Genomic DNA, 16,946 nt, shown 5'->3' with positions numbered 1-16,946 from the left:
GCCCCTATTGTTTGTCGTGAAACATAGGATTTAAGGCAGGTCTGAGTACAGATTTATGTACCAGAAAAATGTCATAAAATAAATTGTAACCCTTGGTATGATTGGGTTATGGCTGAGTACAAAGAAATCCTGAACCCCTATTCATAAATACTCGTACCCCAACTGAAAAATACTAGCACCCCTACCCGAAAAATAAATTTTAAATGCTTGTAAGACCCACACAGTTAGGGTTGGAAAATTTGAGTACAAGCATAATAAATCCAATAAATTCTATACTTCATAAAGGCGCTAACCCTTTGAGAGGGACTGCTATAACTCTTATATCGCCAATCACTCAACGCCAAGCCAAAAGCAAAAGCGCCAAGTGAGTGGAGGGATGAGATAGCACCATGCCTTAAGTGAATCGAAGTCGCGGCTGTACTCACACACAAATACCCCAGATAGATCCCAAAATTGAGACAGGCCAGCTATAGTATCAGTCAACAGTAAACAAATAATAATTGTTAACTGCTAACTGATTATAAGACGCGACTTCAGTTCTTAGGTAAAGACAGTAGCAACGGCATCTCCCACTGTGGCATTTAGTCCACTGAACCCTTGCGAAATTTAATGACACTACCGTCTTCCGGACTCCTCACCTCCGACCATCAGGAACCAGCATTAACCCCAGAAAAATCAGGTGGTTGCGGATGCGACAGCAGCACCACCGTAGAAATGGATCAAAAGCTCCAAGAACGTATCGCCAAACATCCCTGCTATAGCGAAGACGCTCATCACCATTACGCCAGAATGCACTTGGCAGTGGCACCGGCTTGTAATATTCAATGTAATTATTGCAACCGTAAATATGACTGTGCTAACGAGAGTCGTCCTGGAGTAGTTAGCGAATTGCTAACACCAGAAGAAGCTGCACACAAGGCTTTGGTGATTGCAGGCAAAATTCCCCAAATGACCGTAGTGGGAATTGCGGGACCTGGTGATCCATTGGCGAATCCTGAAAAGACTTTCCGCACTTTTGAGTTGATTGCAGACAAAGCGCCAGATATTAAGCTTTGCCTTTCAACTAATGGTTTAATGCTACCTGAGTACATTGACCGCATCAAACAACTAAATATCGATCACGTTACTATCACTCTGAATACAATTGACCCAGAAATCGGCGCACAGATTTATTCTTGGGTTCACTACAAACGGAAACGTTATAGAGGTGTTGAAGGTGCTAAGATTCTGCTAGAAAAGCAGATGGAAGGTTTGCAAGCTCTGAGAGAAGCTGATATTCTGTGCAAAGTTAACTCGGTGATGATTCCGGGAATTAATGATCAGCATTTAATCGAAGTCAATAAAATGATTCGGGAAAATGGTGCATTCTTGCACAACATCATGCCTTTGATTTCAGCACCGGAACACGGCACACATTTCGGATTAACTGGTCAACGTGGTCCTACATCTAAAGAAGTGAAGGCTGTGCAAGATAATTGCGCTGGCAACATGAAAATGATGCGCCATTGTCGCCAATGCCGAGCCGATGCGGTAGGATTATTAGGAGAAGATCGGAGCCAAGAGTTTAGCAAAGATAAATTCTTGGAAATGACTCCAGAATATGACTTGGAAAAACGCACCCTTGTTCATGAAGGAATTGAGAAGTTTAAAGAAGAACTGAAAATAGCCAAAGACAAGGCTAGCGCCGGCAAGAAATTTGCCAATAATCCTAAAATTTTAGTTGCAGTCGCCACTAAGGGTGGTGGTTTAGTTAACCAACACTTCGGTCATGCGAAGGAATTTCAAATTTACGAAGTGGATGGTAGTCAAGTTACCTTTGTGAGTCATCGCAAGATTGACCAGTTTTGTCAAGGTGGATTTGGAGAAGAAGCCACTTTTGAACATATCATGGGAGCGATCGCTGATTGCAAAGCAATTTTAGTTTCCAAGATTGGTAACTGTCCTCAAGAGAAATTGCAAGCGGCGGGAATACAGACTGTAGAAGCTTACGACGTAATCGAAAAAGTTGCTCTGGAATTTTACGAGCAATATGTCCAGGAGTTAGGGAATAAGGCATAGGAATTTGGGAATGGGGAATTGCAAAACTCCCCTTCTGCACCACTCCCCACTCCCCACTCCCCACTCCCCATTTTCAAAAGGAGAATAATCATGGCTTACCAAATCACTAGCCAATGTATTTCCTGTGATCGTTGTGTGTCTGTATGTCCCACTAATGCAGTGAAGGTAATTGACGGTAATTACTGGATTGATCCTGAACTCTGCACTAACTGCTTTGGTACTGTTTACTCTGTACCTCAGTGTCAAGCTAGTTGCCCTACTTGCACTGGTTGCGTGAAACAAACTAATGATTATTGGGACACTTGGTTTGCAAATTACAACCGTTCTTTAGCCAAGTTAACTAAGAAACAAGATTACTGGGAACGTTGGTTTAAATATTACTCCGAAAAATTTTCCGAGCAATTATCTCGCCATCAAAGCGAAGTCATAGGTGTATCAGGATGAGCATCATTTATCTAGACAATAATGCCACAACGAAGGTAGCTCCAGAAGTTTTAGAGGCGATGTTGCCTTATCTGCGGGACTACTACGGTAATCCTTCTAGTATGCATACTTTTGGTGGACAAGTTGGTAAGGCTTTGAAAACAGCACGCCAACAACTAGCAGCCCTCATTGGTGCTGATGAGTCGGAAATTATCTACACCAGTTGTGGTACAGAGGGAGATAACGCTGCTATTCGCGCTGCACTGTTGGCACAACCCGAAAGGCGACATATTATTACTACGCAGGTTGAACACCCAGCAGTTTTGAATGTCTGCAAACAACTGGAAACCCAAGGTTACAGTGTTACTTATCTTTCGGTAAATCATCAGGGACAGTTAGATTTAGCGGAATTAGAAGCCTCTCTGACTGGAAATACCGCGTTGGTAACAATTATGTATGCCAACAACGAAACTGGTACGGTTTTCCCCATTGAGCAGATTGGGTTAAGAGTTAAAGAGTATGGTGCAATCTTTCATGTAGATGCAGTTCAAGCGGTGGGAAAAATTCCCCTCAACATGAAGACTAGCACTGTGGATATGTTAACTCTGTCCGGTCACAAGATTCATGCTCCCAAGGGAATTGGGGCTTTGTATGTGCGGCGCGGTGTGCGCTTCCGTCCTTTGCTGTTGGGTGGACACCAAGAACGTGGCCGGCGGGCGGGAACAGAGAATGTTCCAGGGATTATTGCTCTAGGTAAATCCGCAGAGTTGGAACTCTTACATTTAGAAGAGGCTACCACAAGAGAAAGAAAACTGCGCGATCGCCTGGAACAAACTTTACTAGCCAAAATTCCTAACTGTGAAGTTAATGGCGACCCAACGCAGAGATTGCCCAACACCACAAATATTGGTTTCAAATACATTGAAGGTGAAGCAATTCTGCTCTCCCTGAATAAATACGGTATCTGTGCCTCATCTGGTTCTGCTTGTACTTCTGGTTCTTTAGAACCTTCTCACGTCCTGCGGGCAATGGGTTTACCCTACACCACCTTACACGGTTCAATTCGTTTCAGCCTGTGTCGCTACACTACAGAAGCTGAAATTGACAAGGTGATCGAGGTAATGCCCAGCATTATAGAACGTTTACGCGCTATGTCCCCCTTCACTAATGATGATGCGGGTTGGCTGCAAGGACAAGAACAAGCATTAATTCATAAATAGGTATTGGGTAATGGGTACTGGGTATTGGGAAATTTTTCCTCATCCCTGATCCCGCCCTAGTGCCTCATCTAAAATCCAAAATCCAAAATCTAAAATCTAAAATTGACCATGTGGGACTACACAGATAAAGTATTAGACTTGTTTTACAATCCCAAGAATCAGGGAGCTATTGAAGAAACTGGCGAACCTGGTGTTAAACTTGCAATGGGAGAAATTGGCAGTATTGCTTGTGGTGATGCGCTGCGACTGCATTTGAAAGTGGAAGTAGAATCTGATAAGATATTAGATGCACGTTTTCAAACCTTTGGCTGCACTAGTGCGATCGCCTCTTCCAGTGCTTTAACCGAAATGGTCAAAGGTTTAACCCTAGATGAAGCCTTGAAAGTCTCGAATAAAGAGATTGCAGATTACCTCGGCGGATTGCCAGAAGCCAAAATGCACTGTTCCGTCATGGGGCAAGAAGCTCTAGAAGCCGCTATATATAACTATCGTGGCATACCTCTACCCAGCCATGATGACGAGGAAGAAGGCGCATTAATTTGTAGCTGCTTTGGAATCACCGAAGCCAAAATCCGCCGTGCGGTTCTCGAAAATCATCTTACTGATGCGGAACAGGTAACAAATTATGTAAAAGCTGGTGGCGGATGCGGTTCCTGTTTAGCGACTATTGATGATATTATAAGAGATGTAAAGGAGAAAGCCGCCGTACCTGCTCTCAACAACCAAAGTACCGGAGTTGCTCAGTCTCTACAGCAATCACAAAAACCTCTCACCAACGTCCAAAGAATTGCACTCATTCAGAAAGTCTTAGATGAAGAAGTCAGACCAGTATTGATTGCTGACGGGGGAGATGTAGAACTTTACGACATAGAAGGCGATAAAGTCAAAGTCATACTCCAAGGAGCTTGTGGTTCTTGTTCTAGCAGTACAGCCACCTTAAAGATTGCGATCGAAGCCAGGTTACAAGAACGTGTGAGCAAGAACTTGGTAGTTGAAGCAGTCCAACCATAACCTGAAGATTTACACACTGCACAAATAGAATCTGTTAAGCATTCAACAGCAGAAGAAAGTAGGATTTGAACCAGTTAATTTTCGCCACATCAATGCTTCATTCCTACTGAATACAGAAAGCAATAGCAAATAGGTGAAAGTATTCTACACCTAACTGCCAATTGCATGATCCAACTCGCTGCAAAGGAACAGGATATGACTACATTGTACGAAAAAATTGGTGGACAACCTACTCTTGAGAAAGTAGTTGATGCGTTTCACAACAGCATTATGGCAGACAGTAGCCTCAAAGGGTTTTTCGCTAAGACCGATATGGCGAAACAACGCGCTCATCAAATCGCCTTCTTTGCTCAGATACTGGAAGGACCAAAAGAATATTCTGGTCGTCCAATGGACAAAACCCACACAGGGATGAAGCTGAACGATCAACACTTTGATGCAGTTAGCAAACACCTGAGTGCAGCTATGAAGGCCAGTGGAGTTTCAGCAGAAGACACCAGCGCTGCATTAGCTCGCGTCTCAAACATGAAAGGCGCTATTTTAAACAAGTAGGGATTCTGCATTGATTAAAGATTAACTTAGTCAAATCCTACTTATTTTCTCCAAATATTTGTAAAGTGTGTAATTCCTTTGTCATTGACTCGACAAATGGCAAAGGAAACAAAATAAACATCAACTTAACCCCGAACTATTATGACACCAAAACCCATTGAATTTGCTGTGGAGCGTTCGCCTCCGGCGTGTGCTTAAGCACAATCGCCTCCGGCGACGTTCTACATCCGCTCACTGCTGTAGCTCAACAGGCGTGAACGTCAACTAACAGACCCACTAACCAACCAATTCCAGGAGATAAACAATCATGACTGACGAAAACATTAGACAGATAGCGTTCTACGGTAAAGGTGGTATCGGTAAATCTACCACTTCCCAAAACACCCTAGCAGCTATGGCAGAAATGGGTCAACGCATTCTTATCGTTGGTTGTGACCCTAAAGCTGACTCCACCCGTTTGATGCTACACAGTAAAGCTCAAACAACCGTTCTTCACTTGGCTGCTGAACGTGGTGCAGTAGAAGATATCGAACTTGAAGAAGTAATGCTCACCGGTTTCCGTAACGTTCGTTGCGTAGAATCTGGTGGTCCAGAACCCGGTGTAGGTTGCGCTGGTCGTGGTATTATCACCGCCATCAACTTCTTAGAAGAAAACGGTGCTTACACAGACTTAGACTTCGTATCTTACGACGTATTAGGTGACGTTGTATGTGGTGGTTTTGCTATGCCTATCCGTGAAGGTAAGGCACAAGAAATCTACATCGTGACATCAGGTGAAATGATGGCGATGTACGCTGCTAACAACATCGCTCGTGGTGTTCTTAAGTATGCTCACACCGGTGGCGTGCGTTTAGGTGGTTTAATCTGTAACAGCCGTAACACTGACCGAGAAATCGAATTGATCGAAACCTTGGCAAAACGGTTGAACACCCAAATGATTCACTTCGTACCCCGTGACAACATCGTTCAACACGCTGAATTGCGTCGGATGACTGTTAACGAATATGCACCCGAAAGCAACCAAGCTAACGAATACCGCACATTGGCTACCAAGATCATCAACAACAAAAACTTAGCTATTCCTACACCTATCGAAATGGAAGAACTAGAAGAATTGTTGATTGAGTTCGGTATTCTTGAAAGCGAAGAAAACGCTGCAATGTTGGTTGGTAAGCCAGCTAAATAGTAATACCGGAGGAAAAAGGCAGAATTTTATATCTTACCTTTTACCTTCACCCTTGCATCTCCCCCTACTAAACCTAGAGGGGACTCTCAGTCCCCTGTTCCCAGAAACCTACCAATCGGAGAGGATAAAATGACACCTCCAGAAAACAACAAGATTGTTGACGACAGAAAAGAACTGATTAAAGAAGTTCTTAGTGCTTACCCAGATAAAGCTAAGAAAAAACGCGAAAAGCACTTAAATGTGTTTGAAGAAGGTAAGAGCGATTGCGGCGTTAAATCTAACGTCAAATCCCTTCCTGGTGTAATGACCGCTCGTGGTTGTGCTTATGCAGGTTCCAAGGGTGTGGTTTGGGGTCCTATTAAGGACATGATCCACATCAGTCACGGGCCTGTTGGTTGCGGTTACTGGTCTTGGGCTGGTCGTCGTAACTATTACCTTGGTACTACAGGTGTTGATTCCTTTGGTACTATCGACTTCACTTCTGACTTCCAAGAAAGAGACATCGTTTTTGGTGGTGACAAGAAACTACTGAAACTAATCCAAGAATTGGAAGAACTCTTCCCTCTAAACCGTGGTGTATCCATTCAATCTGAATGTCCCATCGGTCTAATTGGGGATGACATCGAAGCTGTAGCTCGCAAAGCTGCAAAAGAAATTAACAAGCCTGTTATTCCAGTTCGTTGTGAAGGTTTCCGGGGTGTTTCTCAGTCCTTGGGACACCACATCGCTAACGACATGATTCGTGACTGGGTATTCCCCAAAGCGGATAAAGCTAAGGCTGACGGTTCACTGAAATTTGATTCTACTCCTTATGATGTAGCAATCATTGGTGACTACAACATCGGTGGTGATGCTTGGGCCAGCCGCATCTTATTGGAAGAAATCGGTTTGCGTGTAGTTGCTCAGTGGTCTGGTGATGGTACTATCAACGAAATGTTGATGACCCCCAATGTGAAGATGAACCTCATCCACTGTTACCGCTCGATGAACTACATCAGCCGTCACATGGAAGAAAAATATGGTATTCCCTGGTTGGAATACAACTTCTTCGGTCCTACCAAGATTGCTGAATCTTTACGGGAAATTGCTTCTAAGTTTGACTCTAAAATCCAAGCAAATGCTGAGAAGGTTATTGCCAAGTATCAGCCTACAATGGATGCGATCGTTAACAAGTATCGCCCCCGTTTAGATGGTAAGACTGTGGCTATGATGGTTGGTGGTTTGCGCCCCCGTCACGTTGTCCCAGCTTTCCAAGATTTGGGTATGAAGATGATTGGTACTGGTTATGAGTTCGCTCACAACGACGACTACAAACGTACCACTCACTATATCGAAAATGGCACTATCGTATACGATGACGTAACTGCCTACGAATTTGAGGAGTTTATCAAAGCCCTCAAGCCTGACCTTGTAGCTTCTGGTGTGAAAGAGAAGTACGTCTTCCAAAAGATGGGTTTACCTTTCCGTCAAATGCACTCTTGGGATTACTCCGAACCTAGTCAAAGGTGGTGAAAGTCAATGAGAGTGGTATTTTTTTGATGGTGAGATGAAATATAATTTATTTTTAGTCTAAATGAATGTTTTGGGGTGAGTTAGAAGGTAGATATTTTTGATGTTTGAGATAATATAAGTCTTCTGAGATATGGTTTTGAGGATTTAGTTAATTTTTTTGGAAGTTACAATTGTCAAGTTGAAGACTTTTTGAGTGCTGTTTTTTTAGATTAAAATGGGCGATCGCATGATCTAAAGAAATAATTATAGCGTGTTTTCCTTGTGCGCGCGATCGCCTGAAAAACTTTACCCTTATTTTGCCTTGGCTTTATGAGAAGGTTGATATCCTCTCCAAATGTCAAGTTGATTTTTCAGAGGTTCAAACCGATAGATTGGTAATAACCAACGTCCTACAAAACTCATAGCCATATACATTGGTGAACGGAGAGAAAGAGTAGCCCGGTTTTCTAGGGAGCAGGGTTGAGGGCTATAAGTTTGTGTTCCCAACGGCGCATATTCTGGATCATGCCAATAATTAGTTTTACGAATCGGATCAAGTTTATGATTACGTACTCCTGGAACTTGATGTAAGTGTCTAGGAAAGATGCTCAGACAGGGATTTAACACTTTCAAGCCAGCTTCAATGGCTCGTTGAGCTACGAATAAATCGCAGCCTTGAATCCCCAATTGATAATTATTTTTAAACTCAGATAGTGGGGTTCTAAAAATCCAACAGTCATGTGCGCCAGCCATAGCATGATGAAACAGTTTCCAATTACCATCTGGAGTAGGTTCATATCGAGATAATGCCCAAAATTCTCCGGGGGTAATTTCTGCCGAGCGTTCTAAAGCACTATGTTCATCAAAGTAAATATCACCATTGGCAATAATTGCTACTTGATCGTTTCCCCAGTTATTTGCCACTGCAATCAATTCTGCATAGGTAGAACGATGATGTACAGGAATAATTTCTAACTTTTCGTGGTCAAATCCATCCAAATAATCATAGCCAGTATCTTGATCTTTGATTTCCAAAAAAAGCTTCACAGCCTCAATGTCAGGATGTTCCAAATTGCGTTGCAGACAGGATAAAAATTCTTCAGCACGCTCTGGTTTACAGGAAGTATAAAGGGTGGTTAGTAAAATGGCCATGAGTTGTCAGTAAAATTAATTATATTCAGGTGATATTACTTACTGTGAAATGCATTGAGTTAAGCCTCATATAATAGATGCAGTCTATTTGCTTGACTTTTAACTTATTAAAACGGAGACTAAAAACTCTAGCCAAATTATTATTACACAGTTTGTACTCATTACTCGTTATTGTTAACAGTAGGCATTGTTGCTAGAATCACGCATCTAAGATACTCAATGCGATCGCGGTTTGGTGACTAAAAAATCATCCCTGGGGCGTATTGTCTCATACTACAACGCACTATATTAATTAATTGGGTATCTGAGAAAAAACGTATCGCTAAAGCGTTTACGTAGTATGCCGTAGGCGTAAGCTCCGCTAAAGCGTAGCGTGCGCGAAACGCATACCATAAAGGACACAAAGAAAAGAGGTTTTGAGAGACTTCTTGAGTAAGTCTTACTATAATTAATAAAAATCAACTACTCTTATAAACCATCTCCATCTTTAACTTTTCTACCTCCATTTTCAACATTTCATTCTCCATACTCAACCTTGTATGTTCCTCTCGCATGACTTCAACTTCATTCCTCTTACTCAAAGCCTGATTAATTGCCAACTTCCGCATATCTAGGGAAAACCAACGCTGATACGTCTGCGTATGTACTTGCACACTATGTCCCAAATTATCTGCTGCGGCTTTAATGGGTATACCTAAAATATGCGCCCGAATTGCCCAAGCGTGACGTAAATCATAAGGCTTAAAATCTACACCAATTTTGCGAAACCACCAACTAACTCGTTGAGTTAAGGCAGTGATATCAGCATGATTAGTATGATCTTTCTTACTAATCACAGTTGCCAACATTTCTAAATATATGGGATTTCTTAAATCAAACTCCTCAACCCATTGTTTATATAGTGGTAACGCTTCCCTTTCACCTGTTTTGCAATCTTTATCCACCTTCCATGTTAAATCTGCATTCTCCTGACTTAACCACCAATCAATATGAGGATTGATAAATAATTCTCGTGGACGTAAACCAAAAACTGCTAACATTCCATAAGTCCAGCGCCAAAGCTGCCAACTATCCTTCACATTTTGATTAACTTGATTACCTCTATGATTTAAGTATGCTGAAAATTTAAAAAATCCTGTGGTAATTTCGCCATCGCTGGGAATATTCCGAGAATTATTTAATGGCATTTTGGAATACTGAGACAAATCAATTTTTATATTAAATGTCTGGCAAAATGCTGATATAGCTCTAGCTGCGTTATATTTTGCCCATTCCTTATCAATTTTTTCAATGGCACTGATAAAATTTTCTGGGCTGGCTAAATATTGCGGATTAGTAAATCGCTTGGTGCGGGAAAAATAATAAAAAAAAGTATGTTCACTTTTTGTAGTGCGCTGATGAGTTTTAAAATACTCTTCTTCAAATTTTTCCAGTAATTCACCTATCGTCTGAAACTGCTGTTTAATTCCCTCATTACCTAAATATTTATCATTCCATGCAAAACTTTTTCTAGCAATTAACTTACCTAATTCATATGCTTCTTCCTCAGCCGTCTTCAGTCCATCCAAATTAGCGGGAATATTCAAGCTGAGATTATATTGCTTTCTGCCAGTACCTTTTGTATCTTTGTCTCCAGGTTTAATTGGTAAAGTCGCCCGTAATTGCAGACTTCCATGTGATTCTCTCACCGTTACCTTGGTCTTTGCAGACTTCAAACGCAGATTTACTTGGTCTAACTCTAGTAATATTTTTGCTCTCATGTTTTCGCTGATGTGATTGCAAGGATGATAAATCTGCAAAGGCTGCCGAATGTATAGCAGGGGGCAGGGGGCAGACTTAAAACTCCTTAATTACAAGGGTTTTATGATCCATTTTTGTCCTAACCACCTTGGCGGGTGCTATAAATAATTGCACCCCACCCCTAATATCATTTCCGTTTAATTAGTTACGATTACCACAATCATGTCACCCCACCCCCAACCCCAGACCGCAAGCGAGGAGGGGAGATAAAGCAAAGATTTGGCAGGTTTTCGCGTCTCGTAAGTATTCAACCGGACTTGATATGACCCTGAATATGCATCGCTATGATTTAGCCTATATTTAGCCTATATTTAGCCTAAAAATAAATGTGTTATCGGCGAACAATGTTTATCAGTGACACTGCTCATTGCAAACATGAGGCTAGTGAGAGTTATAGAAGCATCACAAGGAATACTCCGGTCCTTACCACGGTTATGATGGCTTCGCTATCTTCGCTCGTGATATGGATTTGGCACTCAACAGCCCAACCTGGGGTTTAATTGGCGCTCCCTGGAACGAAAAAGCTCAAGCTAAAAAGGCTGCGGCTAAGGTTAAGGCTACAGCTTAGGGAAATGGCAAAGGGATAAGTAGGGATAGCCTGGGGTTTTAGCCCCAGGGGGAGTCGGAAATTCAAGGTTCAAAATTCAAAAGTTAAGAGTTTATTTTGATTTTTGCATTCTGAATTTTGAGTGATATTTCCACTCCCACCCCACAAAATTCCGTGATTAGTAACGAAAGACTTCAGTAAGTTTGGAGATGTAGAAATGCCTCAAAATCCAGAAAATATTCAAGACCACGTTGAGTTATTCCACCAACCAGAATACCAACAACTATTCCAAAACAAGAAGGAATTTGAAAACGGTCACAGCACCGCAGAAGTTGAAAGAGTTGCTGAATGGACTAAGGGTTGGGAATATCGTGAAAAGAACTTCGCTCGTGAAGCTTTAACAATTAACCCAGCCAAAGGCTGTCAACCTTTAGGCGCAATCTTTGCGGCTGTTGGTTTTGAAGGTACACTGCCTTTCGTTCAAGGTGCGCAAGGTTGCGTTTCTTACTTCCGTTCCCACTTAACCCGTCACTACAAAGAACCATTCTCTACTGTGTCTTCTTCAATGACTGAAGATGCGGCGGTGTTTGGTGGTCTGCAAAACATGATTGACGGTTTGGCGAACTCTTACCAACTGTACAAGCCTAAGATGATTGCTGTCTGCACAACTTGTATGGCAGAAGTAATTGGTGATGACTTACAGTCTTTCATCAACAACGCTAAAGAAGCTGGTTCAGTTCCTAAAGATTTCCCAGTACCTTACGCTCACACTCCTAGCTTTGTTGGTTCCCACATCACTGGTTACGACAACATGATGAAGGGGATTCTTTCTAACCTGACTACAGGTAAGAAGAAGGCTACCAGCAACGGCAAAATCAACTTTATCCCAGGTTTTGATACATACATAGGCAACAACCGGGAAATCAAACGCATTTCTTCCTTGTTCGGCTTTGACTACACCATTCTTGCTGACAACAGCGACTACTTGGATTCACCCAACACAGGTGAGTTTAATATGTATCAAGGTGGTACAAAGCTAGAAGATGCCATAGATTCAATTAACGGTAAAGCTACAATTGCTCTGCAAGCATATTCTACCACCAAAACCCGTGAATACATTGAAAAAGAGTGGAAGCAACCCACTTCAGTTTCTCGTCCTTGGGGTATCAAGGGTACTGATGAGTTCTTGATGAAACTCAGCGAACTAAGTGGTAAGGCTATTCCCGAAGAACTAGAAATTGAACGGGGTCGTGCAGTTGATGCCATGACTGACTCTCATTCATGGGTTCACGGTAAGCGCTTTGCTATCTTTGGTGAGCCAGATTTAGTCATCAGCGTAGTTGGCTTCATGTTGGAAATGGGTGCTGAACCTGTCCACATCCTAGTTAACAACTCGAATGAAGTATTTGAGCAAGAACTTCAAGCTTTACTAGATTCTAGTCCTTTTGGTCAAGGCGCAACCATCTGGGGCGGTAAAGACCTATGGCATATGCGTTCCTTGTTGTTCACCGAACCTGTAGATTTGCTGATTGGTAATTCCTACGGTAAGTACCTATGGCGCGATTGTAAGGTTCCCTTCGTCAGAATTGGTTATCCTATCATGGATCGCCACCACTTACACCGCTACAGCACCATTGGTTATCAAGGTGTGATCAACTTGCTCAACTGGATTGTCAATACAATCTTTGACGATATCGATCACAATACCAACATTGCTGGTAAAACCGATATTTCTTACGACTTGATTCGTTAAGAATTGCATTACGCAGCGTGCTAATCAAGGGTAAGTAAGGGGAATAGGGAGTAAGAGGCAGGGGGCAGGGTGCAGGGTGCAGAGGGAGAAGAGGCAGCAGGGGGAAAGATTGTTAAATCCCCGATAGCCAATCCCCAATCCCCAATCCCAAATCCCAAATCCCAATCCCAAATCCCCAACTTACCTTTTTGTCTTTTTGTTTCTAGCATTTACCTAATATATTGATTATGGAAAGTATCAATCACACTCACTCTCATCCTAATTACCATCCACCTAATGATAAAAAATCAGGTTGGTTCCACAATCTGCTCAATCCTGTGCGTAGTTGGGTGGATGGGATTCCGGTAAAAAATTACAGGTTGGCTCATGTAATTTGTCAATTAATTCCTTGCTGTTGTCCTTTTGAGCGTAATATTAATGTCTTTGGGTGGACTCTTCATATTCCACCCCTGTGTAAACTGAATCCTTTATATGACGAGTTTGTGGGAATGCGGTTTCGTGCTTTGTCTTACCTTGCGGATGAGTGTGGAGAGGATATCACGAAATACATTTGTTAGGTTTTGTCTTGAATTATGACTCACTAGCTATCTTGCAAAGGTCAATTTTATGAGAAGTAAGCCACTAATTTACACTGATAATTTATCTGGGGTAAATGTGGAATAAAGAAGATTTTTGCAGGAAATCTATTAATCAGTGAATAGTCTATGGGCTAATAACTGATAACTAAATATTAACACTGTCGATCCAGCAAGAGAAGAGAAAAAGAGAAGAGAGATGAAAAATACCCAAGGCAAAATTAATGAGCTGCTGAGTGAGTCGGGATGTGAACATAATCAGCACAAACAGGCAGAGAAGAAAAATAAATCTTGTACTCAACAAGCTCAACCAGGTGCAGCGCAAGGTGGTTGTGCTTTTGATGGTGCAATGATTGCCCTGGTTCCCATTACTGATGCGGCTCATTTAGTTCACGGGCCGATTGCCTGTGCTGGTAATTCTTGGGGTAGTCGTGGTAGTCTCTCCTCTGGGCCTAAACTCTACAAGACGAGTTTTACTACTGATTTGACTGAGAATGATGTGATTTTCGGGGGTGAGAAAAAGCTCTATCAGGCAATTTTAACAGTTAGCGATCGCTACAATCCCCCAGCAATTTTTGTGTACGCTACCTGTGTCACGGCTCTGATTGGGGATGATATGGAGGCTGTATGTAAGGCTGCGTCCGAAAAAACTGGTATTCCTGTTATCCCTGTGATTGCGCCGGGCTTTATTGGTAGTAAAAATCTGGGCAACCGCTTTGGTGGTGAGGCTTTGCTGGATTATGTAGTAGGTACAGCAGAACCGGAAGAAACTACGCCTTATGATATTAACTTGATCGGTGAATACAACATCGCCGGTGAGATGTGGGGAGTTACACCACTGCTAGAAAAATTAGGCATTCGTGTTTTATCTAAAATAACGGGGGATGCTCGCTATAACGAAATTCGTTACGCCCACCGTGCCAAGCTAAATGTGATGATCTGCTCACGGGCTTTGGTGAATATGGCCAGAAAGATGGAGGAACGTTACAACATTCCTTACATTGAAGAGTCTTTCTATGGCATTGATGATATGAATCGCTGTCTACGCAATATTGCAGCTAAGTTGGGTGATGCGGATTTGCAAGAGCGCACAGAAAAGTTAATTGCAGAGGAAACTGCTGCTCTGGATTTGGCTTTGGCTCCTTATCGCGCTCGACTCAAAGGTAAGCGAGTTGTGTTGTATACGGGTGGTGTTAAAAGTTGGTCGATTATCTCGGCGGCTAAGGATTTGGGGATTGAAGTTGTGGCTACCAGCACCAGAAAGAGTACAGAGGAAGATAAAGCCCGCATCAAGAAGTTAATTGGTAATGATGGCATCATGATGGAAAAGGGTAATGCTCAGGAATTGTTAAAGCTGGTGAAGGATACTGGTGCTGATATGTTGATTGCTGGTGGTCGTAACCAATACACTGCACTCAAAGCCCGGATTCCTTTCCTTGATATCAACCAAGAACGCCACCATCCTTACGCAGGTTATGTGGGTATGGTCGAGATGGCACGGGAATTGTACGAAGCTCTTTATAGCCCGATTTGGGAACAAATCCGCAAACCCGCTCCTTGGGAATAAGAGGCAGGGGTGCAGGGTGCAGGGGGAAATGTTCCTAGTACCCACTCCCCACACTCCCCACTCCCCACTCCCCATTCCCTACTCCCCAGTACCTATTCACGTAACTTAGTATTAATACAATGGCGATTGTTAATCTTCCCGATAAACCACTGACTGTTAATCCTCTGAAGCAAAGCCAAGCTTTGGGTGCATCTTTAGCCTTTTTGGGGTTGAAGGGAATGATCCCTTTGTTCCACGGTTCTCAAGGTTGTACTGCCTTCGCTAAAGTTGTGCTTGTACGGCATTTTCGGGAAGCTATTCCCCTGGCCACTACAGCCATGACGGAAGTCACTACTATTTTGGGTGGGGAAGAAAATGTGGAACAGGCGATTCTGACTCTGGTGGAGAAGGTAAACCCGGATATTATTGGTATTTGTAGTACGGGGTTAACGGAAACTAGAGGCGATGATCTTGAGCGTTTTCTCAAGGATATCCGCGATCGCCATCCGGAATTAAATCACTTACCAATTGTATTTGCCCCTACTCCAGATTTCAAGGGAGCGCTGGAAGATGGTTTTGCGGCGGCTGTGGAAAGTATTGTCAGAGAAATCCCCAAGGCTGGGGGAATTAGAACGGAACAAGTTACGATTTTGGCGGGTTCCTCTCTGACACCAGGGGATTTGCAGGAAATCAAGGAGATGGTGACTGCTTTTGGCTTAGTGCCAATTATTGTCCCTGATATTGGTGCTTCTCTAGATGGTCATTTGGAAGACGGCTATAATGCTGTCACCGCTAGTGGCACTACTTTAAAACAGCTACGAGAGGTGGGTAGTTCCGCCTTTACCATCGCTTTGGGCGAGAGTATGCGACCTGCGGCAAAAATCCTAGAGGAGCGCTTTAACATCCCTTATGAGGTGTTTGGTGAACTGACGGGATTGGAACCAGTGGATGAGTTTCTGCAAGCATTGGCAATTCTCAGCAGTCAACCTGTACCAGAAAAATACCGTCGCCAACGTCGCCAGCTACAAGATGCGATGCTGGATACTCATTTTTACTTTGGTGCAAAGCGAGTTTCTTTGGCGTTGGAACCAGATTTGTTATGGTCAACGGTGAACTTCTTGCAATCGATGGGGAGTCAAATTCATGCAGTGGTGACAACGACGCGATCGCCTCTGTTGGAAAAACTCCCGGTAAAAAGCGTCACCATTGGTGACTTAGATGACTTTGAGCAACTCGCGGTTGGGTCTGATTTATTAATTGGTAACTCTAACGTAGGTGCGATCGCCAAACGTCTCTCGATTCCTATGTATCGTTTGGGTATTCCCATTTACGACCGGTTAGGAAATGGATACTTTACGAAAGTTGGCTATCGAGGCACAATGGAGCTTTTATTTGGCATCGGGAACCTATTTTTAGAAGCCGAAGAAGAGAGAGTTAAACATTTGTGGGAATTGGGGACTGGGGACTAGGGACTGGGGACTGGGGACTGGGGACTGGGGACTGGGGACTGGGGACTGGGGACTGGGGAATAAACATTAATTTCTCGATACCCGATACCCGATACCCGATACCCAATCCCCGATACCCGATACCCGATACCCAATCCCCGATACCCGATACCCGATACCCGAT

General features: G+C 43.0%; 13 protein-coding genes and 1 pseudogene. 12 read left to right on the top strand and 2 right to left on the bottom strand.

Annotated elements, in window-relative coordinates; all coding sequences use genetic code 11:
• Window positions 1–609: 609 nt before the first annotated feature.
• From nifB to nifD, 7 genes are all read left to right on the top strand, one after another.
• A complete protein-coding gene (gene nifB / locus ACM0OP_RS04380; protein ID WP_414527171.1) occupies window positions 610–2,058 on the top strand; it encodes a nitrogenase cofactor biosynthesis protein NifB in 1,449 nt (482 codons plus the stop codon).
• A 90-nt stretch (window positions 2,059–2,148) separates the two neighbouring features.
• Entirely contained in the window at window positions 2,149–2,502 is a 354-nt protein-coding gene (locus ACM0OP_RS04375) for a DUF362 domain-containing protein (protein WP_414527170.1), read from the top strand.
• A complete protein-coding gene (nifS, locus tag ACM0OP_RS04370) occupies window positions 2,499–3,701 on the top strand; it encodes a cysteine desulfurase NifS (RefSeq protein ID WP_414527169.1) in 1,203 nt (400 codons plus the stop codon). Before ACM0OP_RS04375 ends, nifS begins: the two co-directional genes overlap by 4 nt.
• Window positions 3,702–3,809: 108 nt before the next feature.
• Window positions 3,810–4,712 carry a Fe-S cluster assembly protein NifU gene (nifU, locus tag ACM0OP_RS04365; RefSeq protein ID WP_414527168.1) on the top strand — a complete coding sequence of 301 codons (903 nt, stop codon included), beginning with the start codon at window positions 3,810–3,812 and terminating at the stop codon, window positions 4,710–4,712.
• A 195-nt stretch (window positions 4,713–4,907) separates the two neighbouring features.
• Window positions 4,908–5,264 carry a group I truncated hemoglobin gene (locus tag ACM0OP_RS04360; protein WP_414527167.1) on the top strand — a complete coding sequence of 119 codons (357 nt, stop codon included), beginning with the start codon at window positions 4,908–4,910 and terminating at the stop codon, window positions 5,262–5,264.
• Between the two features lie 307 nt (window positions 5,265–5,571).
• Window positions 5,572–6,450 carry a nitrogenase iron protein gene (gene nifH, locus ACM0OP_RS04355; RefSeq protein WP_414527166.1) on the top strand — a complete coding sequence of 293 codons (879 nt, stop codon included), beginning with the start codon at window positions 5,572–5,574 and terminating at the stop codon, window positions 6,448–6,450.
• Window positions 6,451–6,579: 129 nt separating this feature from the next.
• On the top strand, window positions 6,580–7,962 hold the full coding sequence (nifD, locus tag ACM0OP_RS04350; RefSeq protein ID WP_414527165.1) for a nitrogenase molybdenum-iron protein alpha chain: 1,383 nt from the start codon (window positions 6,580–6,582) through the stop codon (window positions 7,960–7,962).
• 291 nt (window positions 7,963–8,253) lie between these two features.
• On the opposite strand, the gene ACM0OP_RS04345 is transcribed toward nifD, so the two are convergent.
• Window positions 8,254–9,093 (bottom strand): hypothetical protein, encoded by an 840-nt coding sequence (locus ACM0OP_RS04345; protein WP_414527164.1) that lies wholly within the window; start codon window positions 9,091–9,093, stop codon window positions 8,254–8,256.
• Window positions 9,094–9,551: 458 nt separating this feature from the next.
• The gene (locus ACM0OP_RS04340; protein WP_414527163.1) at window positions 9,552–10,853 is read right to left on the bottom strand and encodes a site-specific integrase; all 1,302 of its coding nucleotides are present in this window, start codon (window positions 10,851–10,853) and stop codon (window positions 9,552–9,554) included.
• Window positions 10,854–11,293: 440 nt separating this feature from the next.
• Here ACM0OP_RS04340 and ACM0OP_RS04335 point away from each other — a divergent pair.
• The 5 genes and pseudogenes from ACM0OP_RS04335 to nifN form a co-directional block, all read left to right on the top strand.
• A pseudogene (locus ACM0OP_RS04335) lies at window positions 11,294–11,461 on the top strand (nitrogenase molybdenum-iron protein alpha chain); the annotation flags it as partial.
• A gap of 196 nt (window positions 11,462–11,657) precedes the next feature.
• Window positions 11,658–13,193 carry a nitrogenase molybdenum-iron protein subunit beta gene (gene nifK, locus ACM0OP_RS04330; protein ID WP_414527162.1) on the top strand — a complete coding sequence of 512 codons (1,536 nt, stop codon included), beginning with the start codon at window positions 11,658–11,660 and terminating at the stop codon, window positions 13,191–13,193.
• 227 nt (window positions 13,194–13,420) lie between these two features.
• Window positions 13,421–13,750: a Mo-dependent nitrogenase C-terminal domain-containing protein gene (locus ACM0OP_RS04325; RefSeq protein WP_414527161.1), complete on the top strand. Its 330-nt coding sequence runs from the start codon at window positions 13,421–13,423 to the stop codon at window positions 13,748–13,750.
• A 217-nt stretch (window positions 13,751–13,967) separates the two neighbouring features.
• Window positions 13,968–15,335, top strand: a complete 1,368-nt coding sequence (nifE, locus tag ACM0OP_RS04320) for a nitrogenase iron-molybdenum cofactor biosynthesis protein NifE (RefSeq protein WP_414527160.1) — start codon at window positions 13,968–13,970, stop codon at window positions 15,333–15,335.
• Window positions 15,336–15,454: 119 nt separating this feature from the next.
• Window positions 15,455–16,783 (top strand): nitrogenase iron-molybdenum cofactor biosynthesis protein NifN, encoded by a 1,329-nt coding sequence (gene nifN / locus ACM0OP_RS04315; protein ID WP_414527159.1) that lies wholly within the window; start codon window positions 15,455–15,457, stop codon window positions 16,781–16,783.
• Window positions 16,784–16,946 lie beyond the last annotated feature (163 nt).

Origin of the sequence: Nodularia chucula CCY0103, assembly GCF_963923915.1 — a bacterium.
Classification (GTDB): Bacteria; Cyanobacteriota; Cyanobacteriia; order Cyanobacteriales; family Nostocaceae; genus Nodularia; species Nodularia chucula.
This window is presented reverse-complemented; position numbering and strand designations above follow the sequence as displayed.